The following is a 21,385-nucleotide window of genomic DNA, read 5'->3' on the forward strand; positions in this document are numbered from 1 at the left end:
ATCACCTCCTCCAGTAATTTTCTTTTGTAAGCTCCCGTGCCGCTTTCTCATTTGGCGCCGCTCCGGTATGTTTCTTGATTTTCCCTAAATAGCAGGACAGCGTTAATGCATCCGCTCTGTCTGGCGAATCAAGTCCTCTTTTCTTCATTTCTTTCTTTGGCTCGATTTCTATTTTCCCATTACTGGCTACCGTGTATTTTCTCATGGATAGCTGCGCTACAGTTTCTGCATCATCTTCGATAACAATCTCCCTCTTTTCCAGCAGTTCTCTAACTGCCGCCCACATATGCGTAGTCAGATTATTATAGTATTCTGCTGCTTCTTTGCCGGCTTTTGTATCTGTTTCTATTTTTTCTGCCGCGTTTATCGGGATGATTACCATTCTTGTCAGTTTTTGTTCTTTTTTTACTTCCCGCAGCCGGTCTGTCACGCCTCCGCCCAGTCCGGTATCATCAATGTTTATGTATATTTTCCCATCAAATCCCGGATAGCCATCTACAATGTGCCTGTACTCCCGGACAATGTCCCCGGCAGTAGCCATAAGGTTCTGACCACGACGGTTTCTCACCATTTTTATCCTGCCCTTGAAATTTCTGTAAATAACAGTCTCATCATTTCCATAACGGGCAACATCCACTCCAAGTATAACCTGCGCCATCCCTCTGCTTTCCGGAAGCTCATACTGGCGGCTTGTGCACTGGTCAATAAGTTCCTGCGAAATAAAAACATCATCATCCTGCTTCGGGAAAAGTCCCTTAACGCGTACCCGGACGAGATTACTGTCCTCACCGTACTTCCGTATCAGTGCATCAATATTGTTTTTATCTGTGCGGCTGGAATCCAGGGAAGATACCGTGTGACAGGCAAATATGGAGCGGTCTTTGGTAAAGGCGTCATAAAATGTACCGGTTGTCCTTGTCGGGTTTCCGCACATCAGCAGCTTATTATTTCCGCCGGATAGTGTACCGAGAACCGCCTCCATGATCGGATCAGCGACACCGGAAGCCTCATCCACAATAAACAGCATATTATCCTCGTGGAATCCCTGCATGTTCTCCGGTTTTGTTGCGGTTCTTGCCACCGCAAACCATCGCTTTTCGTATCCTTTGACATACACATATGTCTTGGTCCATCTGAGGATAGCTTTTAAGAGCGGAGACCGTTCCTGCCATTTCGCAATCTCGCTCCACAGTACATCATGGAGCTGCTGCCTGGTCGGCGCCGTAGCTACTACCCTCGCATACCTGAAGCAGGACAGAAACCAGAGCACCGCTACCGCCTCTATTCCGGTCTTTCCGACGCCCTGTCCGGATTTCACTGCAACTCTTGACTCCTCCGCCAGATCCATCAGTGCATCCCTCTGCCACTCATCCGGTTCAAACTGCAGCACTTCTCTTGCATATAATACCGGATCTTTCCTGTACCGCGGGATGCGTTCCCTGAAGAATTTTCTCCTGCGTATCCTGTTCGGAGGCAGTTCTTTATCCATCTGCATTTCCTCATTCCTCCGCAGCATCGTCATTTACTGCATCAATCCAGTCCTCCACCTCTTCGTTTCCAGTGCTTACAGCATCTGCTGTCTGCGCTTTCAGCAGTTCGATTCTGGCACGCTGTTCGGCTGTAGCCAGATCCATGTGATCGGTCAGCCACTGCAGGGCTTTCATCCTGTCGGCAAGCTTTATACTTGCTCCGTCCCGTCCCTGCTTGACTTCGGAAATCAACGTGCCGTCTACGTCTGTGTGTTCCCTGAGCCGGACGGAATTTACTGTCTTCATCAGCGGCACCTTTTTTCCTGTCTCCGGATCAGCAACCTGTACCGGTCCATACATAGATATAACATGTATCTGTTCCTGCCCAAACTCTACGAAATCAGTTATATTAGCAAACGCAATGTCTATGTATTTCTGGAATATGTCATGCTCATCCAGCATTTCACGGTTCAGCCTGTCCTTCTTCAGCTCCCGGATTTCTTCTCTGACCCGAGTATTTTTGAGTAATGCCGATCCGTTTGTCAGCGCTGTTTCGTAGCTGCACCCATATGCTTTCTGATATGCCTTTGTAGCATTAAAGCAGCGTATATACAGGCAGCAAAAAAGCCGCTGTTTATCAGTCAGATCCGGATTTTCCAGTACCTGCGTGACTGCTTCAGCGATCATTTTTCTTTTTCTGTTCTGTTTTCTTTCCGAACGTTCGCTTTTCGCATCCGAACGCTCGTTATTTTTATCCGAACGTTCGTTATCGTCACCGTTCGGATTTTCCCATTTATATGTGCTCTTCCAGCGTCGGATTGTCCCTTCCGGCAGATTTAGCCGACCTGCAATCTCAACCAATTTCATGCCTCCGAGAAACATCTCTTTTGCCTGGCTCATTCTTTCATCTGGCTTCCGCGGCATTCACCTCACCTTCCTGTCTGATTGATTTTATGCACTAAAAAACCAACCACCGATATTGATGGCTGGTAATGTATCATATTGCCTTAAATTGTTCATAAAATTCCATAGCGGTTTTATGACTTTCTAAAAATCTCGGCAAAACAAATTTATCTTTGCACAATTCCTCAATCGCTGCTACAAAACCCAAATACTGCATAAGGTTATATTTACTATTATCTTCTTTAGTTATTTCATCTACGGTAATATATTCTTCGAGTGTTCTTGCAAGATTTTCAAATACGCCTTGACGCTCCTCTATGAAATCATCATATGCCATACCGGAAGATTCAAACATCTTTTCGTACAAATATCTCGTAGACATCTTTCTTGCCTCAAACTCGTCCCAATTCACAAATAAAATGTGTGAATAAAGTCTGTCATAATTTTGCCCTGTTCTATTACGATATTCTACTACATTGCGTACATGAACCATTTCATGCCACAAATTATACGTAACTAAGTCTGAATTAACTACCAGAATATCAAACCTATTTTCCGATAACGGAGGTATTATAATACAACCATCTGCGCTACTGTACTTATCCGACTGCAACACTTTCTTCATTCGCTCATCTGAAGTCATCTTTATTCTCTCTTCGCACATCCTACTACTGCTTTCGAATATATGCACTACCAGTTCGATATCTTCTGGAAACTTAATATACTGTTTAAAGTCCTCAGTAAACATATAACACACCTCTCCACATTTTTTTTGTGTATTATACATCGCTGGCAATTAATATTCAATTGTTAAAATATGCTGTATTGTCCCACAAGGCGCTCACAAATAAGAAAACTATGGGGAGAAAGGTAAAAGAAAAGAGACAGGTCGCCCTATCTCTCACTTCTTTCAGTTTACACTATAACACAGGTTGAGTATACCATTCCATACCATTTTACAAATTTTTTTATTTTTTTTATTTTGCCCCTACTTTTTCCATTAATGCTTCCTGCAGGACCTGTGAAAAATTAATGTTCTGCCTTATTGCAATATCATTCAGCCATTCCGGTATGCTCAATGTTTTCTTCACGGCCCTGGAGCAATGCTTCCGTCTGTATTCTGCCATGTCAAACTCAATGACCACAAGGAACGCACCATCTTCTGTCTGTATATCCTGCGGACTCGATGCATCCGGCACTGTTTCTCCACCGTCCTCCATTGATGCCAATGAGAACCCCAGTGCTTCAACCGCCATCTCATATGCCTGCTGCATATCATCCCCCTGCGTCAGACATTCCGGGATGTCCGGGAATTCGACCCAGAATCCCCCTTCTTCCGCCTCATGAAACAATGCCGGATAAAATAATTTATTCATGCGTGATACCTCCTGTTCGCAGTTTGCCGTAACCTGCTCCGTTTTTTATGCTGACGGCAGGGGCTTATTTCAGCCCCGCCTGTTTAAGTATTGCCTGCTCCAGTCCTTTTTTAAGGTCTTTGCAGTGATAAGGAACGATTACCGTTCTTCCTGTTTCTCCGTTTCTCAGCTTTACATGGGAACCATTCTGGCTGATTTCTTCGAAACCATTTTTCTTTAGGAGTTTTGTCATCTCCCTTGGAGTCATTGGCATCTTTTGTATCTCCTTTCCTTATCATGGCTCTATTATATCACGTATTATTACGTATGTCAATCATTTTTACGTAAAATTACGTATATTTTCATGTTTTCCAATGCCCTGCTATGAATTCTATGTGTCTGTGTCCACTTCTTTTCAACTCTCACGCTTATATCTTCCCAGCTCATCAGCCTCAGATACCGGTACGACATCACTTCCCGCTCATCCGCCGTCGGAAGCCGCTCAATCGCATTCCTGATCTCTGCAAACACCTTCATCCGCTTGTAGCGCGCTTTCTGGATTTTTCTCCATATCTTCTCCCGTTTTACCATCGCATCCGACAGATCAGCCTGTCCTCCTCCGCCCTTTGGCATATCGGAATACCGAATTGCGCCGGCGCTCTCCTGTATTTCTGTCAGTTCTTCCAGTTCTTCCTCCAGACGCCGGACATCTTTCTTCGCTTCCCGGTAGCGCCACAACCATGCCTTCACCTGCTCATTCTGCTTTCTGATATCATCCCGGTTCACGCCGTGCTCCTCTGAACATGTCCTGCTGCCCTGCACCTGCCCCGGTTCTTTTTTATCCGGCATGCCGCTATGTATTTTGCTGCCCTGCACTGTAATCACCCCATTCCCATACCATCATGCCATTGCGTTCGACTCTCTCCGGCGCATGTGCGTGCCGCCGCAGATACCAGCGGCTGAAACACTCCCTTGTTCCGTGCCGGTTTACCAGCAGGACAACGTGTGGATATATGCCTGCCACTGTCCAGATCTGGCAGACCACCGCTTTCTCGTTCGCTTTTCCGCAACCATCAGTTTCCTTTCTGACGAGTCTGAATAACTTTATTCTGTCTCCTGTTTTCATTTCTCCTCCTTGGCGCTTCTACCGTTTCCGGCTTCTGATTACCCTGCTGTCACCCTTGCTGCCCCTGGTCATCCGCATATAACCGTCCCGCTTTGCATCAGACAGCTCTTTATCTCTCATGCGCCGTGTATTTACCGTCCTGCTTTCCCTGGCATTCTGCGCCTTTGCGGATAAATACCCTTCGCAGGAAGCATGGCAGTTTTCACAACGCTTAGTGCACGTCCTGCACGGATATTCCGTCATCCTCACACCTCCGAATAAAACCTTGCCGCCTGCTGCACCTCTGTGCTCATAAGCGCTTCCTCCGGCGTAATGCCGTGTTCTCTGGCGTACCGGTTTACGTATTCCCTAAAATGCCTGTTGAATCTGTATTCGTTTTGTATCATTTTCACATATCCTCCAGTCTGTAAATTCCTTCTCCCGTTTCCAGATACCGCATCCCTGTTTTCGGATCCAGCAGGATTGTTCCGTCATAGTCACTCTCTATCACGATGTATTCCGGTTCCTCAGACTGCGCACTCCCCGTGGACAGCAGGGCTGCAAGTATCAGTAATATGCATTTAATCATAGCGCCTCTCCCTTCTCCCGCAGCTCCAGCAATACCCTGTGCACATATCTTCTGCTTACTCCCAGCCTGTGGGATATGTCTTTCTGGCTGATGCGCTGGCGTAACATTTCGATGATTCTGGTTTTTTCATTCATTTTGTCAGTCCTCCTTTGGGTGGTATGACTGCGGAAGCGGCATCCATGCATTTACATACAGATCGTTGCCGATGCATGTATCATCTCCGTCGCAGTCTCCCAGATAAAACGCTCCGCCCTCCCTGTCTGCTTCGTATCGACCTATCAATGGCATCGAAAAATTAGAAAACGAAAGAAGAACGTATGTGTCTGTTTTTGGTGGATATTCTACGGGAATCCAGTTATCTTCCGCACATCCAAATAATCTATACATCATCACCTCGTTGACGGGCTTCGCAATATTTTCTTCCGGAGAGATATATGCTGTTTCCGCAAATACATCATCCTCCATGCTTCTGAAGGTAAATTCCCCATTTTTGTATATTGCTTCGCAGATCTCCATCCACTCCGGATGTACTGTTTTTTCTTCCTCCGGTACCCAGTCCGAATCATAATCCGCAATCCATTTGTGATGTCTGATAAGCGCCTGCACCCTCATGGTTCTTTCTGGCAGAATTTTTGCTGAGATCCACTCACCAACTGTAGGCTGATTGTCAATAAACTCACATACCGATACACCATCAATCGCGACAGCAGGTTTTCTTCGTGGCATTTCCTGTATCGGACACCAATCTGGTTTTGCGAATAAAGTACATGGATTCCCTGTTCTCGAGCAATACGACCCGGCTCCCCAATCATCATTTTCCCTGTATTCCTCAAAATCGCAGTCTTTACAATTTTCCGGCATATCTACCACAATAATTCCTTTTGCCATAATCATTCCTCCTTTGGGCGGTAAGGCAGTGATGGCATCTTCCATGCTATGACATCCAGAATCCCATCATCGTCATATTTCCACCATTCCTCCCTATCCCTATCGTAATACCCAATACTTCTATACGGGGTTTTCAATATTTTAGGCTTAATAGTAACCTCTGCAAGTTCTCCTTCTGGCGGCAGATTCTTCCCATCCCATATAATCCACCCATCATCTTCCATGTGGGAGCGGATGATTTCTGCAATCCGCTCAACAGCTTCATTCCATCCATATGCTGCCGCTTCATACCTGTCGGTAATTCCGGCATCTTCCAGACCGCACCCGATTCCCTCTGTCGGATAAGGCATTTCTTCAATCTCTTCCAAAATCTTCTCTAAATCCTTCATTTCCAATCCTCTTCTGCCTTTGTGTCATAGTTCTTCTCATGTTTCATCCGGATTCCTTTTCTCCTGCAATAGCTTTCCCACGTTTCCGTTCTGTAGCATCCGCCATATACATATCTCTGCTGGAATTCCAACTGCACTGCGTCCGGCACAATCCCAATCCGTTCATTCCGCTCTGCCTGTGCATACAGATTGATTCCCCGGTATGCTTTCAGTGCTTCCACCCGTTCCGCAGCGTCTTTGATGTCTTCCGTCACCAGAATATACACGAAAATTCTGTACGGTCTGATTCCGTGATTTCCCAGAAGCTCTATGGTCCGTTTCACCGGCCCGATCTGCGACTTCTGATCGCACGAAAACCGGATAAACCGTATCCATTCCAGTTTTGACAATATGCCTGCTATCCGGTCATCTACCAGACGTGCATCCATTCCCTGGTTGAGATCTATCCGGTATCCGCTTCCGGCCATGCTTTCAAGCTGTGTGATTCCGTGATCGCTTGCAAGAATATTGTTGTCCATCAGCACCAGCTTATCTGTGTCCGGACGTACCAGCTCTCTCCATGTCCGGTATGGTCTTATCTTTCCTTCCTTCTGCGGAACCACACACCACCGGCAGTTGCGGATGCAGCCTCTCGTCAGATATCCGATCGCATAATCACAATCCGGGTAAAGGCTGTAATCCGGGAACATGCTTTCAACTTCCGGCGGAAGTTCTGCATCTGTCGGGATGTCACGGTATCCTGTTCCTCCTCTGACTGTATCTTCTGGAAGGTATGGGTCTTCTGGTGTGAAATCGAAAACTTTGCTGCTGTACACCCTGTCATACCTGCACAGTGGATTCCACCACTCCACAGTATCGCCTGCTGCCTTATGCCTTGCTGATATTTTCATCAGTGCGTAATTCGGGAAAGTTTTGTGCCTCAAATAATCTCTTTCTGCGTCATGTAATCCAATCAACATCTTTCCCTGTTTATTGTCTTTCATCTCTCGCTTCCTTCCAGCAATCCCGGATTATCAAATACATTCCCAACGACCTCACACTCACAGCTGCGCAGATAACCAAAACCAACTATCAGCCCGTTTCCGCTAAGCACAAACATCACGTCATCATCATCCCATCTAACGGTAAAATATCCATCTTCCTCATTGATGCCGTAGCCGTTAATAATGCAGATGTCATTCTCCCATATCTTCCTTCCGTTTCTGTCGGTCTTACCGGTATACTGGCAGATGGTTTCCGGATCACATATCCAGTCCCCTCTGTATTTACCCTTTATGCGGCATATGTCTTTTTCCAGACGCGTCAGCAGCCCATGGTACCATATTCCTGCCGTCTGTCCTTTTGCCTTAAACAGTATTTCCCTCATTCTGCATTTCCTCCGTAATATTTTCTTGCTTTTCCATCACGCGCGCACTATAATATCCATAATCACACCAGTTCTGGGAGGAGTACGGTATGCCGTATCGGAGGTGTCCGGTCTCACAATGTTAATCCCGGTGACACGCTCCGGCTGGTGTGGTCTTTATGCATTTCCCGATGCCGCGTCTTTTTCCCGCGTGCTTCCTGTGTGCTCCCTTCCTGTCTTATTGATCAGAGCGCAGCTCCATCGGTTCATGCCCGTAATATCTCCTTACCGGATTTATGGCATCTATCCACCTCTCCGGGAAATCCTGCATCATCTGCAGCTTGTGCCCGGTACCCTTATCGTCCAGGGCGCCTTTACTGATATCCTGTGTCAGCTCATATACTGTCTGTACCGGGATATGCAGCTCGGCTGCGATCTGCTTCGGCGGTTTCCCCTGTCCGTATAATCCGAGGACAGTATCTTTAACCGTGTTTCTGTCCATTGTTTTGTTCTCCCTTTTCGTCCTGCAGTCTTTCTATCTCGTCCATAACAAGCAGCAGCAGTCCCTGTACAAACTTTGTATTTCCGTATTTTTCCGCTATCATGTCAGTTTCCCGGATTATACTTTCCCATACCCCGTTGGAAATTACTGATTTACGGTATTTCAGAAACAGCCGCCAGCAGTCTGTTACCATCCTGTAATACTCTTCTTTCTGCCCGTCATTCATCGCAGTTCCTCGAGCCTTATGTAGATTCCCGGGATTTCCGCCCAGAATTTCTCTGCAATCTCCGATGCCACCTGTGCATCATCTTTCCAGAAGCCTGTGGCAGTCATGCAGTCTTTCAGCAGCTTCTGCAGATTATCCGTATCCGGCTTTGTTGTCCGGTATGCGCCGTCCGGATGCCGCCCTTTTGGGAAACACCATTTCACAACCAGCCTCACCCCGCCGTCATACATTTTTTCCGGTCTGTGCTTTGCCAGATGCGCCTGCAGTTTCTGACGGGCTGCTTTCACCTCCTGTGGTTCATAAAATACCGGTTTCCCATTTACCACATGTATCTGTTTCTCCTGGTGTGTACAGGTCGGCGGATCCATTGCCATGAAAAATTCAGTCATCATCTTTTACTTCACCCCTTTAACGTGCGAAATTCCAGGAACGATCTTTTATGTCCTTGGCTGCGGGTGTGGGGGAGGCGTCGTGCGTGAGCTTCCGCACGACTCGTCCCACCCCTGCAAGGACCCCGTGAGGGGGACGAACGGAATATATATACGTAGTATATATACTGGTCATTCGTACCCCCTTAACGACCATGGTCATTCCTGGTCGTTCCTGTTTCCGCGAATTACCGGAATAATCATGGTCATTCGCACTTCGCGCAGATAAGAACCACCATGGTCATTCTTATTCTTCCCGGTACGAACCATCATGGTCATTCCTGTTCATTCGTGGACGGAACAACCATGGTTATTCTTAGTTGTTCCTGTTTCCGTTTTTTTCTTTGCGGTAAATAATACCGTTATCATAATAATAGGAATTACTGTTTTTCAGTCTCTTTTTGACTGCATCCGGCGTGATCCCGAGGGACTCGGCAAGCGCTTTTACGGAAACAGGTCCGTCCATTTCGATGGCTGAATATGCCATTTCAAACTCAAGCGCCTGTTTTTCCCTTTTGCTTTTTGCGCTTTCTTTCCGTCTGTCTGCCGCCCTCTGCCACACGGGTTTATCCTCTTCCGGATGTATATCATTCAGTGCCCCGGATCTTTCGATCCGGTGCGCCGGATGGTCAAACCACAGGTTTACCGGATCAAACTTCGGGAATTCACGCAGTGTCCCTTCAATCCTCCACGCTGTCATTTTATTCACCCTTTCCAGCTCCTGGTCTATGTTGAACTGCAGTGTTGCCATCTGTCCGGATTCCAGCTTTTCACGGCAGTATTCCAGCATCTTTGTCCTGCTGCACAGATCATCCTGTGACAGGTCATCCTGCCATGCGCGGTGGCTGTCAAGATACATTTTGCATACCCTGCATACCGCCTTGTTTTCTTCCTGCAGCATAAGAGCATCGTTTGTTTCCAGTTCGATGAGATCCAGAAGTGCGTCCGGATCACGCGCAAACACGCCGGACCCGCTGGCGCGGTCCATGGAACGCTTGCTTCCCTGGCTGCCTTTGCTGTGATGATGGCAGTAAATGACAGCCGTGCCAAGCTCCGTACATATTTTGTCAAACTGGTTGCAGAATTTCGCCATCTGGTCCGCACTGTTTTCATCCCCGGTAATTACCTTGTAAATAGGGTCAATGATGACTGCTATGTAATCTTTCTTTGCTGCCCTTCTGATCAGCTTCGGTGCAAGACGGTCCATCGGCACGGATCTGCCCCTCAGATTCCATATATCGATGTTCCGCAGGTTATCCGGACGTATGCCCATTGCCTTATACACATCACGGAACCGGTGCAGGCAGCTTGCAGGATCCAATTCGAGATTCACGTACAGCACCTTTCCTTTTGCACAGTCCCATTTCAGCCATTTCCTGCCTTCCGCAATGCATACGCACATCTCTATCAGCAGGTACGATTTTCCGGCTTTTGATGGTCCCGCGATCAGCATTTTATGCCCCTGGCGGAGCACACTCCCGATCAGCGGCGGTGCCAGCTCCGGCATGTTGTTCCATGCTTCTTCCAGGCTTTCCGGATCCGGCAGGTCATCGTTCACTCCCTCGATCCATTCATGCCACTGCTCCCAGTTTTCTTTCCCGATGTCCGTGTCCACAATAAACTGTTTCCTGCCATTTCTGAGGACACCTGGCATCCTGGACAGCCTTGACGGGTTACGGTTCTGCGTATCGACCTTCATGCCGTTTCTGCGGCATACATCATACAGATAATCGACCCTTTTCCTGTATTCCCCGTAATCCGCAGCATCTATCCTCACAATTGCATGCAGGCTCTTTCCGCCCGAATAGACCAGGCAGGCGATCGGGAGTTCCAGTTCACGGAGTACGGCATTCTGCTCGCCGATCTCCATGCCGTCAGATTCCACGAGGGCATAACGGAAATCTGTCACATTTTCATTCCGTACCCCTTTCCCGTCCAGCGGATTGAAGCGTATCCACGCCCCTCCTTCCTGGTCATAGTCCCCGATGACATTCCCGATATCCCCGTCATGGCACTTCGACAGTGCTTCTATGAGCTGTCCGGCAGTACGGTCATAATTCCCCCTGTCCTTCGGCACATGACGTCCTTTTTCATTTTTCATGCTTCCGGATACATATCCGACATTTTCCCCTGCTTCAAACAGTGTTTCCAGATACTTTATAAGCTGAGCGGCCGGATCCCATTCCGCCGGTTCGGCAATATCCCTTCCTTCGAGCCAGTTTCTGTTGACTACCATGTGCGCATCATCATACCGGATTGTATCATCCCAGCCGAGTTCATGCCCGGTATCCGGTACCCATCCGCGCTCTTTTGCAAGCTGCACAATCGTACCGGCTGTAACAGGCGCACTGTTTCCGCGGAACCCGTTCCACTTCCGGCCGCATTCCCCTTTGTGGTAACGGCTGTCATTCCGGCTCCATCCGTCCCAGACAGATACATCAAAGCCTTCTTCTTTCAGCGCCATCCCTACGGCGCACCATTCCGTATAGCTCAGATCCGCCGGATTTAAAAAGTCCAGTGCGCTGAGCAGATATTCTTTATTGTCATGCATAGCTCTTATCCTGTTATATCCTTTTTATTTTTCTGCGCCATGGCAGCTGTTCTCAGACAGCCGCCTGTCCGGTATCCGGTCTGTACTCCTGCGGACTGATGCCTGCAGGTGTGCGCCATCCATTGGCAGCAATCCTGTCAATAAGGTTTTTTGCGGAATCAAAATCCCATGTACCGACGTGCCGGAACCCGCGCCCCTCCAGGAAACGGATCTGTTTTGGTGTCGTCAGATTCTCCGCCCGGCGTCTGTCAAGACGGTCCAGGAGCTTTGCTGCTTTTCCTGCATTGTCGATCACATCCGGAAGGATTCCAAGTTTCTCCAGTGTCTTTTTCTGTCTGTCGGTTGGCGGTCCCATCTCCCATCCGAACACGGGCACATATCCGGAAAGATCTTCCGCCTGTATGCTCATTTCGAACTGCAGGGGATCCACCAGCTTTTTCCTGCGCATGCGCATTTCTGCAAGCTGCTTCGCGAGTGCCTCCTCGCGCTGCGCGACAACATCCGCAGAAGCGGTCTTCTCTGCTTCCTCTATGTCTACCGGGCAGCCCGCGGCACTGATATTCTCCGTCATTTTCCTGGCAACCTCCTCATCCTGGCAGATAAGGCTTGCCGGATGGCAGAGTTCGTGGCGCTCCGTGTGCCACAGGAAGTCCAGGACGAGCAGGCTGTCCTTGCCCGGCGCCAGTCTCGTGCCGCGGCCCACCATCTGGCTGTACAGGCTGCGTACCTTTGTCGGACGCAGGACGATGACACAGTCCACATCCGGACAGTCCCATCCTTCTGTCAGCAGCATGGAATTGCACAGGACGTTATATTTTCCCTTTTCAAATCCTTCCAGTATCCCTGCGCGGTCCGCGCTGCCGCCGTTTACCTCGGCTGCCTTAAAGCCGCTGTCGTTCAGTATCTGGCAGAATTTCTGGCTTGTTTTTACAAGCGGAAGAAATACGACCGTCTTCCTTTCCATACAGTATTTCCGCATTTCCGCCGCGATCCTGTCAAGATACGGATCCAGTGCCGTGCCGATATCCGCCGCCCTGAAGTCTCCCGCCTGTACACCAACGCCTGTCATATCCAGTTTCAGTGGCAGTGTGAGCGCCCTGATCGGCACAAGATACCCGCTCCTGATTGCTTTCGGCAGCGTGTATTCATAGGCAAGCGACTCAAAATACTGCCCGAGGTTCCGCATATCCCCGCGATCCGGCGTGGCTGTCACCCCGAGCACATGCGCGCCCGGGAAATGCTCCAGCACCTTCTGGTAGCTTTCAGAAAGGCAGTGGTGCGCTTCATCTATGATAATGGTATCGAAATACCCTTCTGCAAACCGGCTGAGCCTTGTTTCCCTCATCATGGTCTGCACGGATCCCACAGTAATACGGTACCAGCTTCCCATACAGGTCTCTTCCGCCTTTTCGACCGCACATTTCAGACCGGTCGCTTTTGCAATCTTGTCGGATGCCTGCTCCAGAAGCTCCCCGCGGTGCGCAAGGATGAGCACCCTTTCCCCTCTGCGCACGCATTCTTCCGCTACTTTTGCGAACACGATCGTCTTGCCGCATCCCGTCGGGAGTACCAGGAGTGTCTTCTGTACCCCTTTTTCCCATTCCCCGAATACTGCATTTCTTGCCTCTGTCTGATAATCTCTCAGTTCCATGTTTTCCGCCTCTTAAAATTTGCCTGCTTCAAACTTTTTCGGTTCTTTCGGGTAAAGCTTATCAATATGGTTGTATTTTTTTGACGGGTCATTCCTGTCCGGTGAAAGAGTGACATGGGCACGTCCCGTCAGTCCGGGCAGTGCATTCCAGTTCATTCTCAGCTCTTCGCCCTTTTTCTTCAGTCCCACGCTGCAGAACAGTTCCGACAGTTTCCATTCCAGTTTTGAATGAAGAATGAAATTTTCACGGATTGTTGCCATGCTGCCATCCGGTCCCGTAATGTTGAAAAATACGGTTGCCATGTTGCTGGGAGGCAGCTTTTCGCTTCCTTTCGACCTGCCGCGCTCGTAATGATCGATCACAAAATCATAGTCCCCTTCCGGCAGTTCCACAAAGCTGCTGTCATTCTGTATGCTGTCATCCCAGTCCAGTTCTCTTCCTTCTGTATTCATTTTCTGTCTCCTCCTTATCCTTAATCAAACGGAATCTCTTCTTTTTCTTTCATGTCTTTAATCATTGCATGCACCTGCGGCCACGCTCCAACCAGTACCCCGGAAACGAAATCGGCAGGATAATCCCTTACAGGCATGTCCGGCGGGAAATATCCGCGTGCCGCAACCACGTTCTGGATATCCCATTCCAGTACCCTGTGCATCTGCATAAGATCACGCAGGGCTTTCGGGATCTTTGGATCCGGTTCCGGGAAGCTTTCCCCGCTGCTGCACCCTGGCAGCGTCATCTGTTCTCCATCTGCCGGAATATCCGGTACATTTTTTTCCGTCTCCGCCTCATCTTTTTTCTGGCTGTGCTGTCCCAGGGCGTTACTGGCGCCGTATTCCTGCCCTGCTGCCGCGTTCGCTGTCCCGGATATTTCCCTGGCAGGAGCACTGTTTTCCATGATATGGGCAATGGAGATATACTCAAACGGCACCTCATCCGGCAGTCCGTACCGGTTTTTTGCATCCCAGCAGTTATGGTGCGTCGTGTACATTACGCGCTTTCCACCCTGCGCTTTGTTCTTTCCTTTCTGCGCGCCCTGCCCGTCCACATTTACGACAATTGTTTTATAATTTGCAAACAGAACCATATCTGCCCATTCTTTTACCATGGGCGCAACCTGTTTGGACAGTTTCATTTCCCACCTGTCATACGCACCCATCTCGTCCGGCTGTTCAAATTTGCGCATTTTAGCATGGGCAGTCAGCACAACGTGTATCTTTTTCTGATCTGCCAGCTCCGTGAGAAGATTCAGAAGTCTTCCGAATTCTTCCTGCAGATACACGTAGCCTTTCCCGTATCCGAAATCCTCTATGCTTGTTTTCTGGTAGTGGCCGCAGACATGGAGTACGCAGAGCTGCTCTGCCCAGTCCGCAGTATCAATGACAAGCGTCCGGCACAGATCCGGATGCGCAATGACATACTTCACTTGCTCCATGAGCATCGCCCACGTTCCTGGTGCCGGGGTTCTGGAAACATCCATATCTTTTGTGCTTCCTTCCGTATCAATAAACAGCGGGTCCGGGAACCGGCTGGCGAGCGTACTCTTGCCAATTCCTTCGGGACCATAAATGATGGTCTTTTTCGCTCCGGGAAGCTTTCCCTTGATAATCTCCATTTAAAATTCACCTGCTTTCCATGCTGTTTTTTTCTCTTCCATGACAGGATGTGCCTGCCCTTCTATGTATCCGTCGCTGATGATGACGGAGCATTCATCCCCTGTTGATACCCTTGTTGCAATCACCTGCAGCCCTTCCTTCGTCAGCCATTCCCCGAATTCTTCCAGTGTGGACGGATCCATCTGTTCCAGCTTGTCCATCAGCACAAATCCACACTTCGGATTCAGTTTCCGCACAATTGCGGTGGAAACTTTCAGTTGGTCAGCACCGGACATGTTATCCCATCTCTGTCCGTTGTAAACGAGTTCCCGGTCATTAACTGATAATCCGGGCAGCGGAAGCTCCGCCTGGTCCAGCAGGGCATTTTTTCTCTCACGGACCTCCGTTATCTGTCCGGTCAGTTCGTTGTACTGGCGCTCATAGTAACGGGCATCTTCTTCCGCCTTGTCCTTATCAAGGTTTGCCCGTACCTTACGGTTTATTTCCTCTATATTGGCAAGGTCAGCCTCAAGTTCAGCGGTAGATTCATCCTGCAGTTCTTCAGCCGACTTCCGGGCATCCTCTATGTCGGAAGCCATTCTTTTCCGTTCAGCCTTCATATCTGCAAGCTGTTCTTCCATGCCGGCAATTTTTCTGTCCAGTTCCTCTGACTGCGCCTGCATCTGCTGCAGAGCATTCCGTTTCCTCTGGTTCTCGCCGTTCCGTGCCAGGATCTCCTGCTGCCTGCGGATAAGTTCCGACGGGGATACAGGTTCACGCGGTGCATCCGGATAAAAGACCTGCTCCCTGGCGTATTTCTTTTTCTGGTCCGCAATCCGCCCGACCGCCTGCCGGTCACTGTACAGATCGGTCTCTTTCTTTTCCAGAGCCTCAACCTGGTCGCCAACACCGATCAGCCGGAGCAGCGTTTCTGCCTTTTCCTTCCCGGATGAATTCATGAATTTCGGAAGATCAAGTGCAAGCTGTTCGATAAATTCATTCAGAAGCTGCTGCCCTGCTTTTTTACCGGAAGGGTCTGTTACTTTCAGATCACTGTTTTTCCCCTTCCGCTCCACCACAAGACCATTATCCATTGTGATACGTATGTATGGATGGATTACGGATCCGTCCCGCTGCGCGCGTGATGGTCTGTATCTGTCCCCGCCAAGCGCCCACGTAATGGAATCCAGCACAGAAGTTTTTCCCTGCCCGTTATTTCCCCCGATGATGGTCAGCCCGTTCAGAGCTGGCTCAACTTTTACTGCTTTTATGCGTTTTACATTTTCAATCTCAAGCTGGTTGATTTTCAATGATCTGCATCTCCTTCCGGCATGATATCCTTTTTCACTGCTTTGCAGATTACTTCCACGATTCTTACGGCTTCTGCTGCATTTTCGCCAGTCAGAGCGAACGCTGTATGCTCAAGCAGGTTTGCTATGCCGTCAAACACATCTCTCCTCTTGCCGCTGACCGAAACACTTACTGCCGGAGCACCTGCAATATGCTCTATACCCACCCGGAACGCACCGATATTCTCCGCCATGATCATAGCAAAACCTTTATGCTCTATGCAGGCATCGGTTTTTCCATCTGCAGTGTCATCCCCCTGTTCCGTCAGCCCGCACCCGCTCTCTCCGCGGGAACCAGATGCGCATTCTCCCTGTCCAATGCTGTCCTTCCCAGACATCCTCATGATTCTGCTTGCACATTCCTCCGCTGTTTTCTCCGGGTCGGCTTCGTTGCAGATTTTTGCCGCTCCCATTAAAATTTCTCCTAAAATAGTTTTCATAACTGTCCTTTCTGTGCTATAATGCACTTGTCATATTTTATTTACTGCCCTGTGGTTTTTCCGGAACCACAGGTATCCGTGCCCTGGTGATTCCCTTTAAATCCCGGGGCATTTGCCGTTCTTACATGCTCCTCTGATGGACTGCTGCACGGCAATTTCTCCTGTCTGCCTGTCAATAATATGCACCTCACGCTGTTCCAGTACTCCCCGGTCAATAATGTGCAGGTACCTGTTATCCTCATAACGTACCAGCCATTTCTCCGGATCCAGACCAGCGTCTGCAATAAGTTTTTTCTGCGCCAGTGTCGGCTTCTTCGGCTGTTTCATTTCTCCCTCCTGCCTTCCCGTGGAACCTGCGGTCTGCTGCTGATCCGCACCTGCTCCAGCGAAAGATCCGGTATATACTCTTCTTCCTTCATGTTAACGTATACCGTTTCTTCTCCTCCGTCTTTGTGTATCCAATGCTGGTAGCCCTGCTCTTCTGTCGAGACGCTTGCTGAGCCGACTCCTTTGCCCGTTACAAAAACGCTTATACTGACGCCTCTCTGCTTCGCCTCCCGGCGGATGTCAATCATCGTGTCCCTCAGCCATGTCATAAATTCCATATCTGTCATAGTTTTCGTATCTGTCGTAGTTTTCATATCTGTCATAGTTTTCATGCCTCTCCTCCTTATCTGCTTACCACAATGCGCAGCTCTTCCATGCCGTCGCATGTCTCTGATGGGATCCACTGCGGCTTCCCTTCCAGCGTATATATCTGCAGTTTTCTTTCCGGCTTTTTATGTTCCCTTATGCGCACCCTTCCCGGATAAGCTTCTGTCAGTACCATAAATCCCGATGCTGTGATGGAAAATACCAGCATTCCGGCAAACAGCAGGGAGCAGATGTCCATGTCTGTATTTATCCAGAGTATGGATGCTGTCCCGGCTCCCAGAAGCAGCCCGGTTGCGACTGCCGCGTAAGTTCGTAAAAACTGTATGTACTTCATTTTCCAGCCTCCCATAAATCCAGATTCTCCAGCACCTGTTTTATCAGCGCCCCGAAAACATATGTTACTGCATTTTTTCTGAGCTTTACGGCGCGCTCTCTTGCGCTGTGTACCTTCCTGGCATCCACCAGTATCGCTTCTGTCAGACCGGATCCGGTACTATCTACTGTATCAATGCCCATATATGCTTTTTTCTGCATTGGCTTGCCCTCCATCATCACAATTCCCTTTAGTCTCCGCTGCTGGATACTTTTCAATAAATCTCTCCAGATCGCTCCCTCGTATCTTTTTCTGCCCCAGGTTCAGATACGGTAGCTGTCCCGTATTCATTAGCCCATATACAGCCGAAACATTCATCAGCAATATTTGCGCCGCCTGTCTGACTGTGTATAATGGTTTATATGCCTCTACCATCCTGTCCCTCCTCTCTTTATCATTTTCCAGACATGGTTCATTGGATTAGCAGCCATATACTACCTATCGCAATAAGTCCTGCAGTTACCCATGCAGCAAGCCATCCCAGCATGAGCCCTTCGTGCGCTATTCCGATAGTTAATGCAGCGAACATTATCACAAGAATCAAAATATCCACCGCTTTCCGTATCCTGCGTTTTCTGCGTAGTGCTTTTATATGCCGCGCTCTTTCTTCTTTTTCCCTCATGAACTTCTCATAGTATTTGTCCATTGATCTGTACTCCTGTTCATTAATTAATTACATACATTTACGTTATTTGCATAAAATTGACTATGGCTATTACAAGTGCAATCAAGGAAATTATCAGCAATCCCCACTGAATCACCTCATATACAACAGGGTGCTTCTCCTCTAACCACGTCCACATAATTCTCACTCTCCTTTATTTGTATATTTCATTGACATTGTTCCGCTTTGCTCCTATTCTTGTCTTACAGGCTGTGCCGCAGCCGAGTATAAAAGAAAGGAGTATCCTGCAGATGCTTGATAGCGAAACAGCAAAACGCCTTGAGCACAAAGTTCTTGAAAAAATGAACTTTAATCAATCAAATATCTCTAGATCCGATTTGCTTTTAAAAACGATTTCTGAAATTGCCATTAAGACCACCATTATCACACTGCAAGAGTATGAGCGGCTCAATAATGAAGATGCTGATTGAGTTTTTGCAAAGATTCAGTCATCCTTTTATTGAGAAGCATTTCAGCATTTTCAAGTAAATTATTTTCTGAAATAACACTTAGCCATCTGGCGGACACAAGCTCCGCCAGAGCTTTTGTCATTTCTGGAACCACGCTACCATCGTACATTCCGTCCGACTCCTTAATTTGAACCTGTATCCAGTCACAGATAGATTCAATTGTTTCATCTACTTTATCCATTCCCCCGCTCACCACCTTTCCTTTTTACGGCTCCCGATCAGTGCCTAAATAGACTTTTTATATATAGATTTCAAAATCGTATTTAGCCAATTGACTTTCTCATCAATTTCTACTATTCTTTAATTGCAAATACTAAAAAATATACAAATTAACGAAAGGAGTCCAGTATGAATTCAAATTCTGCTACACAGAGCAGCGATTTAACCGTTGAAAAAATACTTCGTTCAAGCATCAGAGTCTCTGTAACCAAAACATCTGGCGAACAACATTACGGTACCGCATTCTTTTTTAACTTTATGATTAATCAGTCACCGTATCCCGTATTGATTAGTAACCGCCATGTTTTTGAAAATGCGTCAGAAATGTCATTTTTTGTTAACGCCTCCTGCAGCAACTTATCTTGGGCAGAACGTTGCAAACATAATGAAAAAAAACATTTAATTTACGCACTACCTAAAATTATTTTTCATCCAAATCCAGACATTGATCTTGCTTTATTTCCGATGGAAACTACTATTAATCAGTTCGCAGAACAAGGTATTTCTTTTGTTCACTGGTACTTAGATGAAAGTATTATTCCATCGGCTCAAGAGTGGTCTCGCTTATTACCGCTTGAGGATGTCATAATGGTCGGATGTCCAGATGCTATATTTGATTTAAAAAACAATCTTGCTTTGATACGTAAAGGTATTATTGCCTCCCATCCTGCATATGACTTTAACTATAAGCCTGTTTTTATCTCTGACATTGCATGTTTTCCAGGCTCCAGTGGCTCTCCTATTTTAATGCGTGATACCAGTCCCTTTTTCTCCGATGAAACACTGTACTTAGATTCCTCTCGCTACGCCTTATTAGGAATTCAAAGCCGCGTTTTCCAGCATAGCGAAAATTATTTCAATAATCTCGCCATCGCGATAAAATCTACCGAACTACTTGCTTTCCGGAACCTGCTCTGGTCCTGAACCTTGATACACTATCGGCAGTGACATGTTAATTAGTTTTACGCCTGTTTCCAAAACCATAATTCTTATTTTTATGTCCTCTAAATACTCTAAGCTTCTTCTTATGTCACACAAACTTTCATTTATTGCTTGGAGTTCCTTTTTAATAGATTTCTTTTTTCTCATGCTATATCACCTCCGCATTATTAATCGTGGGCTTATCAGTCTTCTACCGTCTTATCCCCCCGTTTTCTTCTATATGCTTTGTTGATTTTAAATCATCTTTTGTGCAAAAAAAATTTTTTCTTTTTCACTCAAAGAATCAATCTGCAGTAATTCACATAGCGCTGAAACCTCACTTGTCTTAAACTCCTGTTTGTTCTCTACTTTAAGCTGAAATCCATATGCAGATAATCCTAAATACTCTGCAACATATTTCATTTTCAGCCCCTTTTTGCCAATCAATTCTTTAAGCGCCACTGTATCAGTCAATTTCTCACTCCCTTTCTTTTTGATGATTTTAAATCATCTGTTTGTAATATACCATCTTATTGATTTAAAGTCAACTATTTTTTTAAATTTATTCAAAAATAATTGATTTTAAATAAACAATATGATATGATACGATTATCAAGGAGGAAAAAATATGGCCGAAATAGGAATACGAATACGTGAACAGCGCGAAGCTATTGGAATGACCCAAGAGGAACTGGCTTCAAAGCTTGGCTACAAAAACAAATCATCTATAGCAAAAATCGAGACTGGTGCAAACGATATTGTGCAGAGCAAGGTTATTGAATTTGCCGACGCACTAAATACAACCGTTTCTTATCTTATGGGTTGGGAAAAAACCAATGTTAACTCCAGGAAAAAAGGCGTAACTATCAACGTCCTCGGTCGTGTCGCCGCTGGCATCCCGATCGAAGCGATTACAGACATTATAGATACGGAAGAGATTCCGGAAGAAATGGCAGCTACAGGAGAGTTCTTCGGGCTCCAGATTCACGGCGACAGTATGGAACCAAAATTTAGCGAAGGCGATGTCGTGATCGTCCGGCAACAGGATGATGCGGAATCCGGTGATATTGTGATCGCAATGATAAACGGTGACGATGCAACCTGCAAACGCCTAAGAAAGTATAGAGATGGAATCGAACTGGTATCCACGAACCCAAGTTATGAGCCGATGTTCTTCAGCAACGAGGATATCGAACAGAAACCTGTGAAGATTATCGGAAAGGTCGTAGAATTAAGAGCAAAGTTTTAAGTATGAAACACTTCGATGTTTTAACAAAATCAAAGGAAAAGAGGGAATG

36 protein-coding genes are annotated in these 21,385 nt (G+C 47.3%); 3 read left to right on the plus strand and 33 right to left on the minus strand.

All coding sequences use genetic code 11. The annotated features are described in order from the left end of the window. Window position 1: 1 nt before the first annotated feature. The 30 genes from NQ534_RS01805 to NQ534_RS01950 form a co-directional block, all read right to left on the minus strand. Window positions 2–1,489 carry a terminase B gene (locus NQ534_RS01805; RefSeq protein ID WP_040783656.1) on the minus strand — a complete coding sequence of 496 codons (1,488 nt, stop codon included), beginning with the start codon at window positions 1,487–1,489 and terminating at the stop codon, window positions 2–4. A gap of 10 nt (window positions 1,490–1,499) precedes the next feature. After that, complete coding sequence (locus NQ534_RS01810) at window positions 1,500–2,393, minus strand: terminase small subunit (RefSeq protein WP_006862389.1); 894 nt, start codon at window positions 2,391–2,393, stop codon at window positions 1,500–1,502. 73 nt (window positions 2,394–2,466) lie between these two features. Continuing rightward, complete coding sequence (locus tag NQ534_RS01815) at window positions 2,467–3,120, minus strand: hypothetical protein (RefSeq protein ID WP_040783572.1); 654 nt, start codon at window positions 3,118–3,120, stop codon at window positions 2,467–2,469. Window positions 3,121–3,349: 229 nt separating this feature from the next. Continuing rightward, window positions 3,350–3,748, minus strand: coding sequence for a type II toxin-antitoxin system HicB family antitoxin (locus tag NQ534_RS01820; RefSeq protein ID WP_006862387.1), 399 nt, complete (start codon window positions 3,746–3,748; stop codon window positions 3,350–3,352). Window positions 3,749–3,812: 64 nt separating this feature from the next. Continuing rightward, window positions 3,813–4,001, minus strand: a complete 189-nt coding sequence (locus NQ534_RS01825; protein WP_006862386.1) for a type II toxin-antitoxin system HicA family toxin — start codon at window positions 3,999–4,001, stop codon at window positions 3,813–3,815. Between the two features lie 56 nt (window positions 4,002–4,057). After that, window positions 4,058–4,576 carry a hypothetical protein gene (locus NQ534_RS01830; RefSeq protein WP_006862385.1) on the minus strand — a complete coding sequence of 173 codons (519 nt, stop codon included), beginning with the start codon at window positions 4,574–4,576 and terminating at the stop codon, window positions 4,058–4,060. A gap of 4 nt (window positions 4,577–4,580) precedes the next feature. After that, window positions 4,581–4,853, minus strand: coding sequence for a hypothetical protein (locus NQ534_RS01835; RefSeq protein ID WP_006862384.1), 273 nt, complete (start codon window positions 4,851–4,853; stop codon window positions 4,581–4,583). A gap of 18 nt (window positions 4,854–4,871) precedes the next feature. Then, entirely contained in the window at window positions 4,872–5,096 is a 225-nt protein-coding gene (locus NQ534_RS01840) for a hypothetical protein (RefSeq protein ID WP_006862383.1), read from the minus strand. A gap of 2 nt (window positions 5,097–5,098) precedes the next feature. Continuing rightward, on the minus strand, window positions 5,099–5,239 hold the full coding sequence (locus tag NQ534_RS01845; RefSeq protein WP_157200735.1) for a hypothetical protein: 141 nt from the start codon (window positions 5,237–5,239) through the stop codon (window positions 5,099–5,101). Between the two features lie 2 nt (window positions 5,240–5,241). Beyond that, the gene (locus tag NQ534_RS01850; protein ID WP_006862380.1) at window positions 5,242–5,421 is read right to left on the minus strand and encodes a hypothetical protein; all 180 of its coding nucleotides are present in this window, start codon (window positions 5,419–5,421) and stop codon (window positions 5,242–5,244) included. Continuing rightward, the gene (locus NQ534_RS01855) at window positions 5,418–5,555 is read right to left on the minus strand and encodes an HTH domain-containing protein (RefSeq protein WP_006862379.1); all 138 of its coding nucleotides are present in this window, start codon (window positions 5,553–5,555) and stop codon (window positions 5,418–5,420) included. Before NQ534_RS01855 ends, NQ534_RS01850 begins: the two co-directional genes overlap by 4 nt. A gap of 4 nt (window positions 5,556–5,559) precedes the next feature. Continuing rightward, entirely contained in the window at window positions 5,560–6,309 is a 750-nt protein-coding gene (locus NQ534_RS01860) for a hypothetical protein (RefSeq protein ID WP_050778327.1), read from the minus strand. Window positions 6,310–6,311: 2 nt separating this feature from the next. Further along, window positions 6,312–6,698, minus strand: coding sequence for a hypothetical protein (locus NQ534_RS01865; RefSeq protein WP_006862377.1), 387 nt, complete (start codon window positions 6,696–6,698; stop codon window positions 6,312–6,314). Then, window positions 6,695–7,681, minus strand: a complete 987-nt coding sequence (locus NQ534_RS01870; protein WP_006862376.1) for a radical SAM protein — start codon at window positions 7,679–7,681, stop codon at window positions 6,695–6,697. The genes NQ534_RS01865 and NQ534_RS01870 overlap by 4 nt, the downstream gene beginning before the upstream one ends. Continuing rightward, a complete protein-coding gene (locus NQ534_RS01875; RefSeq protein WP_006862375.1) occupies window positions 7,678–8,064 on the minus strand; it encodes a YopX family protein in 387 nt (128 codons plus the stop codon). The genes NQ534_RS01870 and NQ534_RS01875 overlap by 4 nt, the downstream gene beginning before the upstream one ends. Before the next feature lie 217 nt (window positions 8,065–8,281). Beyond that, complete coding sequence (locus tag NQ534_RS01880) at window positions 8,282–8,545, minus strand: helix-turn-helix domain-containing protein (protein WP_006862374.1); 264 nt, start codon at window positions 8,543–8,545, stop codon at window positions 8,282–8,284. Then, window positions 8,526–8,771, minus strand: coding sequence for a hypothetical protein (locus NQ534_RS01885; RefSeq protein WP_006862373.1), 246 nt, complete (start codon window positions 8,769–8,771; stop codon window positions 8,526–8,528). The genes NQ534_RS01880 and NQ534_RS01885 overlap by 20 nt, the downstream gene beginning before the upstream one ends. Further along, window positions 8,768–9,163, minus strand: a complete 396-nt coding sequence (locus tag NQ534_RS01890; protein ID WP_006862372.1) for a RusA family crossover junction endodeoxyribonuclease — start codon at window positions 9,161–9,163, stop codon at window positions 8,768–8,770. Before NQ534_RS01890 ends, NQ534_RS01885 begins: the two co-directional genes overlap by 4 nt. 352 nt (window positions 9,164–9,515) lie before the next feature. Next, a complete protein-coding gene (locus tag NQ534_RS01895) occupies window positions 9,516–11,750 on the minus strand; it encodes an AAA family ATPase (RefSeq protein WP_006862371.1) in 2,235 nt (744 codons plus the stop codon). Window positions 11,751–11,802: 52 nt separating this feature from the next. Further along, window positions 11,803–13,401: a DEAD/DEAH box helicase gene (locus NQ534_RS01900; protein ID WP_006862370.1), complete on the minus strand. Its 1,599-nt coding sequence runs from the start codon at window positions 13,399–13,401 to the stop codon at window positions 11,803–11,805. Between the two features lie 12 nt (window positions 13,402–13,413). Then, a complete protein-coding gene (locus NQ534_RS01905; RefSeq protein WP_006862369.1) occupies window positions 13,414–13,854 on the minus strand; it encodes a hypothetical protein in 441 nt (146 codons plus the stop codon). 20 nt (window positions 13,855–13,874) lie between these two features. Beyond that, window positions 13,875–15,017 carry an ATP-binding protein gene (locus NQ534_RS01910; protein ID WP_006862368.1) on the minus strand — a complete coding sequence of 381 codons (1,143 nt, stop codon included), beginning with the start codon at window positions 15,015–15,017 and terminating at the stop codon, window positions 13,875–13,877. Continuing rightward, window positions 15,018–16,307, minus strand: a complete 1,290-nt coding sequence (locus NQ534_RS01915; RefSeq protein WP_006862367.1) for an AAA family ATPase — start codon at window positions 16,305–16,307, stop codon at window positions 15,018–15,020. Continuing rightward, window positions 16,304–16,786 carry a hypothetical protein gene (locus NQ534_RS01920; protein WP_006862366.1) on the minus strand — a complete coding sequence of 161 codons (483 nt, stop codon included), beginning with the start codon at window positions 16,784–16,786 and terminating at the stop codon, window positions 16,304–16,306. The genes NQ534_RS01915 and NQ534_RS01920 overlap by 4 nt, the downstream gene beginning before the upstream one ends. Window positions 16,787–16,882: 96 nt before the next feature. Further along, on the minus strand, window positions 16,883–17,113 hold the full coding sequence (locus NQ534_RS01925; RefSeq protein ID WP_006862365.1) for a DUF6906 family protein: 231 nt from the start codon (window positions 17,111–17,113) through the stop codon (window positions 16,883–16,885). Beyond that, on the minus strand, window positions 17,110–17,445 hold the full coding sequence (locus NQ534_RS01930; protein ID WP_006862364.1) for a hypothetical protein: 336 nt from the start codon (window positions 17,443–17,445) through the stop codon (window positions 17,110–17,112). The genes NQ534_RS01925 and NQ534_RS01930 overlap by 4 nt, the downstream gene beginning before the upstream one ends. Window positions 17,446–17,456: 11 nt before the next feature. Continuing rightward, window positions 17,457–17,774, minus strand: coding sequence for a hypothetical protein (locus NQ534_RS01935; protein WP_006862363.1), 318 nt, complete (start codon window positions 17,772–17,774; stop codon window positions 17,457–17,459). Then, window positions 17,771–17,974 (minus strand): hypothetical protein, encoded by a 204-nt coding sequence (locus tag NQ534_RS01940; protein ID WP_040783565.1) that lies wholly within the window; start codon window positions 17,972–17,974, stop codon window positions 17,771–17,773. Before NQ534_RS01940 ends, NQ534_RS01935 begins: the two co-directional genes overlap by 4 nt. Then, window positions 17,946–18,188, minus strand: coding sequence for a helix-turn-helix domain-containing protein (locus tag NQ534_RS01945; RefSeq protein ID WP_006862361.1), 243 nt, complete (start codon window positions 18,186–18,188; stop codon window positions 17,946–17,948). The genes NQ534_RS01940 and NQ534_RS01945 overlap by 29 nt, the downstream gene beginning before the upstream one ends. Before the next feature lie 37 nt (window positions 18,189–18,225). Beyond that, entirely contained in the window at window positions 18,226–18,459 is a 234-nt protein-coding gene (locus NQ534_RS01950) for a hypothetical protein (protein WP_006862360.1), read from the minus strand. Between the two features lie 269 nt (window positions 18,460–18,728). Here NQ534_RS01950 and NQ534_RS01955 point away from each other — a divergent pair, with 269 nt between their 5' ends. Beyond that, a complete protein-coding gene (locus NQ534_RS01955; protein ID WP_040783563.1) occupies window positions 18,729–18,908 on the plus strand; it encodes a hypothetical protein in 180 nt (59 codons plus the stop codon). On the opposite strand, the gene NQ534_RS01960 is transcribed toward NQ534_RS01955, so the two are convergent. Next, window positions 18,886–19,128 (minus strand): hypothetical protein, encoded by a 243-nt coding sequence (locus NQ534_RS01960; protein WP_006862357.1) that lies wholly within the window; start codon window positions 19,126–19,128, stop codon window positions 18,886–18,888. The two genes, NQ534_RS01955 and NQ534_RS01960, sit on opposite strands and share 23 nt — an antisense overlap. A gap of 167 nt (window positions 19,129–19,295) precedes the next feature. Between NQ534_RS01960 and NQ534_RS01965 the strand changes: the two genes are divergently transcribed. Next, window positions 19,296–20,090 carry a S1 family peptidase gene (locus tag NQ534_RS01965; protein WP_006862356.1) on the plus strand — a complete coding sequence of 265 codons (795 nt, stop codon included), beginning with the start codon at window positions 19,296–19,298 and terminating at the stop codon, window positions 20,088–20,090. Here the strand turns inward: NQ534_RS01965 and NQ534_RS01970 are convergent. Together NQ534_RS01970 and NQ534_RS01975 are read right to left on the minus strand one after the other, a co-directional pair. Then, complete coding sequence (locus NQ534_RS01970; protein ID WP_143115881.1) at window positions 20,058–20,255, minus strand: hypothetical protein; 198 nt, start codon at window positions 20,253–20,255, stop codon at window positions 20,058–20,060. The genes NQ534_RS01965 and NQ534_RS01970 overlap by 33 nt on opposite strands. A gap of 87 nt (window positions 20,256–20,342) precedes the next feature. Beyond that, the gene (locus NQ534_RS01975; protein ID WP_040783560.1) at window positions 20,343–20,561 is read right to left on the minus strand and encodes a hypothetical protein; all 219 of its coding nucleotides are present in this window, start codon (window positions 20,559–20,561) and stop codon (window positions 20,343–20,345) included. Between the two features lie 154 nt (window positions 20,562–20,715). On the opposite strand from NQ534_RS01975, the gene NQ534_RS01980 reads away from it, so the two are divergent. Next, window positions 20,716–21,336, plus strand: coding sequence for a LexA family protein (locus NQ534_RS01980; RefSeq protein WP_006862354.1), 621 nt, complete (start codon window positions 20,716–20,718; stop codon window positions 21,334–21,336). Window positions 21,337–21,385: the final 49 nt, after the last annotated feature.

Source organism: Marvinbryantia formatexigens DSM 14469, assembly GCF_025148285.1.
In the GTDB taxonomy this organism is placed as follows: Bacteria; Bacillota; Clostridia; order Lachnospirales; family Lachnospiraceae; genus Marvinbryantia; species Marvinbryantia formatexigens.

Excerpts from the sequence above, each read along its gene's own strand:
- NQ534_RS01845 (WP_157200735.1), bottom strand. The coding sequence starts at position 5,239 with ATGATACAAAACGAATACAGATTCAACAGGCATTTTAGGGAATACGTA.
- NQ534_RS01870 (WP_006862376.1), bottom strand. The coding sequence starts at position 7,681 with ATGAAAGACAATAAACAGGGAAAGATGTTGATTGGATTACATGACGCA.
- NQ534_RS01980 (WP_006862354.1), top strand. The coding sequence starts at position 20,716 with ATGGCCGAAATAGGAATACGAATACGTGAACAGCGCGAAGCTATTGGA.
- NQ534_RS01850 (WP_006862380.1), bottom strand. The coding sequence starts at position 5,421 with ATGATTAAATGCATATTACTGATACTTGCAGCCCTGCTGTCCACGGGG.
- NQ534_RS01920 (WP_006862366.1), bottom strand. The coding sequence starts at position 16,786 with ATGAAAACTATTTTAGGAGAAATTTTAATGGGAGCGGCAAAAATCTGC.
- NQ534_RS01930 (WP_006862364.1), bottom strand. The coding sequence starts at position 17,445 with ATGAAAACTATGACAGATATGAAAACTACGACAGATACGAAAACTATG.
- NQ534_RS01865 (WP_006862377.1), bottom strand. The coding sequence starts at position 6,698 with ATGAAGGATTTAGAGAAGATTTTGGAAGAGATTGAAGAAATGCCTTAT.
- NQ534_RS01905 (WP_006862369.1), bottom strand. The coding sequence starts at position 13,854 with ATGAATACAGAAGGAAGAGAACTGGACTGGGATGACAGCATACAGAAT.
- NQ534_RS01935 (WP_006862363.1), bottom strand. The coding sequence starts at position 17,774 with ATGAAGTACATACAGTTTTTACGAACTTACGCGGCAGTCGCAACCGGG.
- NQ534_RS01825 (WP_006862386.1), bottom strand. The coding sequence starts at position 4,001 with ATGCCAATGACTCCAAGGGAGATGACAAAACTCCTAAAGAAAAATGGT.
- NQ534_RS01925 (WP_006862365.1), bottom strand. The coding sequence starts at position 17,113 with ATGAAACAGCCGAAGAAGCCGACACTGGCGCAGAAAAAACTTATTGCA.
- NQ534_RS01950 (WP_006862360.1), bottom strand. The coding sequence starts at position 18,459 with ATGGACAAATACTATGAGAAGTTCATGAGGGAAAAAGAAGAAAGAGCG.
- NQ534_RS01965 (WP_006862356.1), top strand. The coding sequence starts at position 19,296 with ATGAATTCAAATTCTGCTACACAGAGCAGCGATTTAACCGTTGAAAAA.
- NQ534_RS01875 (WP_006862375.1), bottom strand. The coding sequence starts at position 8,064 with ATGAGGGAAATACTGTTTAAGGCAAAAGGACAGACGGCAGGAATATGG.
- NQ534_RS01910 (WP_006862368.1), bottom strand. The coding sequence starts at position 15,017 with ATGGAGATTATCAAGGGAAAGCTTCCCGGAGCGAAAAAGACCATCATT.
- NQ534_RS01955 (WP_040783563.1), top strand. The coding sequence starts at position 18,729 with ATGCTTGATAGCGAAACAGCAAAACGCCTTGAGCACAAAGTTCTTGAA.
- NQ534_RS01940 (WP_040783565.1), bottom strand. The coding sequence starts at position 17,974 with ATGCAGAAAAAAGCATATATGGGCATTGATACAGTAGATAGTACCGGA.
- NQ534_RS01885 (WP_006862373.1), bottom strand. The coding sequence starts at position 8,771 with ATGAATGACGGGCAGAAAGAAGAGTATTACAGGATGGTAACAGACTGC.
- NQ534_RS01860 (WP_050778327.1), bottom strand. The coding sequence starts at position 6,309 with ATGGCAAAAGGAATTATTGTGGTAGATATGCCGGAAAATTGTAAAGAC.
- NQ534_RS01830 (WP_006862385.1), bottom strand. The coding sequence starts at position 4,576 with ATGCCGGATAAAAAAGAACCGGGGCAGGTGCAGGGCAGCAGGACATGT.
- NQ534_RS01945 (WP_006862361.1), bottom strand. The coding sequence starts at position 18,188 with ATGGTAGAGGCATATAAACCATTATACACAGTCAGACAGGCGGCGCAA.
- NQ534_RS01960 (WP_006862357.1), bottom strand. The coding sequence starts at position 19,128 with ATGGATAAAGTAGATGAAACAATTGAATCTATCTGTGACTGGATACAG.
- NQ534_RS01970 (WP_143115881.1), bottom strand. The coding sequence starts at position 20,255 with ATGAGAAAAAAGAAATCTATTAAAAAGGAACTCCAAGCAATAAATGAA.
- NQ534_RS01815 (WP_040783572.1), bottom strand. The coding sequence starts at position 3,120 with ATGTTTACTGAGGACTTTAAACAGTATATTAAGTTTCCAGAAGATATC.
- NQ534_RS01895 (WP_006862371.1), bottom strand. The coding sequence starts at position 11,750 with ATGCATGACAATAAAGAATATCTGCTCAGCGCACTGGACTTTTTAAAT.
- NQ534_RS01890 (WP_006862372.1), bottom strand. The coding sequence starts at position 9,163 with ATGATGACTGAATTTTTCATGGCAATGGATCCGCCGACCTGTACACAC.
- NQ534_RS01900 (WP_006862370.1), bottom strand. The coding sequence starts at position 13,401 with ATGGAACTGAGAGATTATCAGACAGAGGCAAGAAATGCAGTATTCGGG.
- NQ534_RS01835 (WP_006862384.1), bottom strand. The coding sequence starts at position 4,853 with ATGAAAACAGGAGACAGAATAAAGTTATTCAGACTCGTCAGAAAGGAA.
- NQ534_RS01855 (WP_006862379.1), bottom strand. The coding sequence starts at position 5,555 with ATGAATGAAAAAACCAGAATCATCGAAATGTTACGCCAGCGCATCAGC.
- NQ534_RS01810 (WP_006862389.1), bottom strand. The coding sequence starts at position 2,393 with ATGCCGCGGAAGCCAGATGAAAGAATGAGCCAGGCAAAAGAGATGTTT.
- NQ534_RS01820 (WP_006862387.1), bottom strand. The coding sequence starts at position 3,748 with ATGAATAAATTATTTTATCCGGCATTGTTTCATGAGGCGGAAGAAGGG.
- NQ534_RS01840 (WP_006862383.1), bottom strand. The coding sequence starts at position 5,096 with ATGACGGAATATCCGTGCAGGACGTGCACTAAGCGTTGTGAAAACTGC.
- NQ534_RS01880 (WP_006862374.1), bottom strand. The coding sequence starts at position 8,545 with ATGGACAGAAACACGGTTAAAGATACTGTCCTCGGATTATACGGACAG.
- NQ534_RS01805 (WP_040783656.1), bottom strand. The coding sequence starts at position 1,489 with ATGGATAAAGAACTGCCTCCGAACAGGATACGCAGGAGAAAATTCTTC.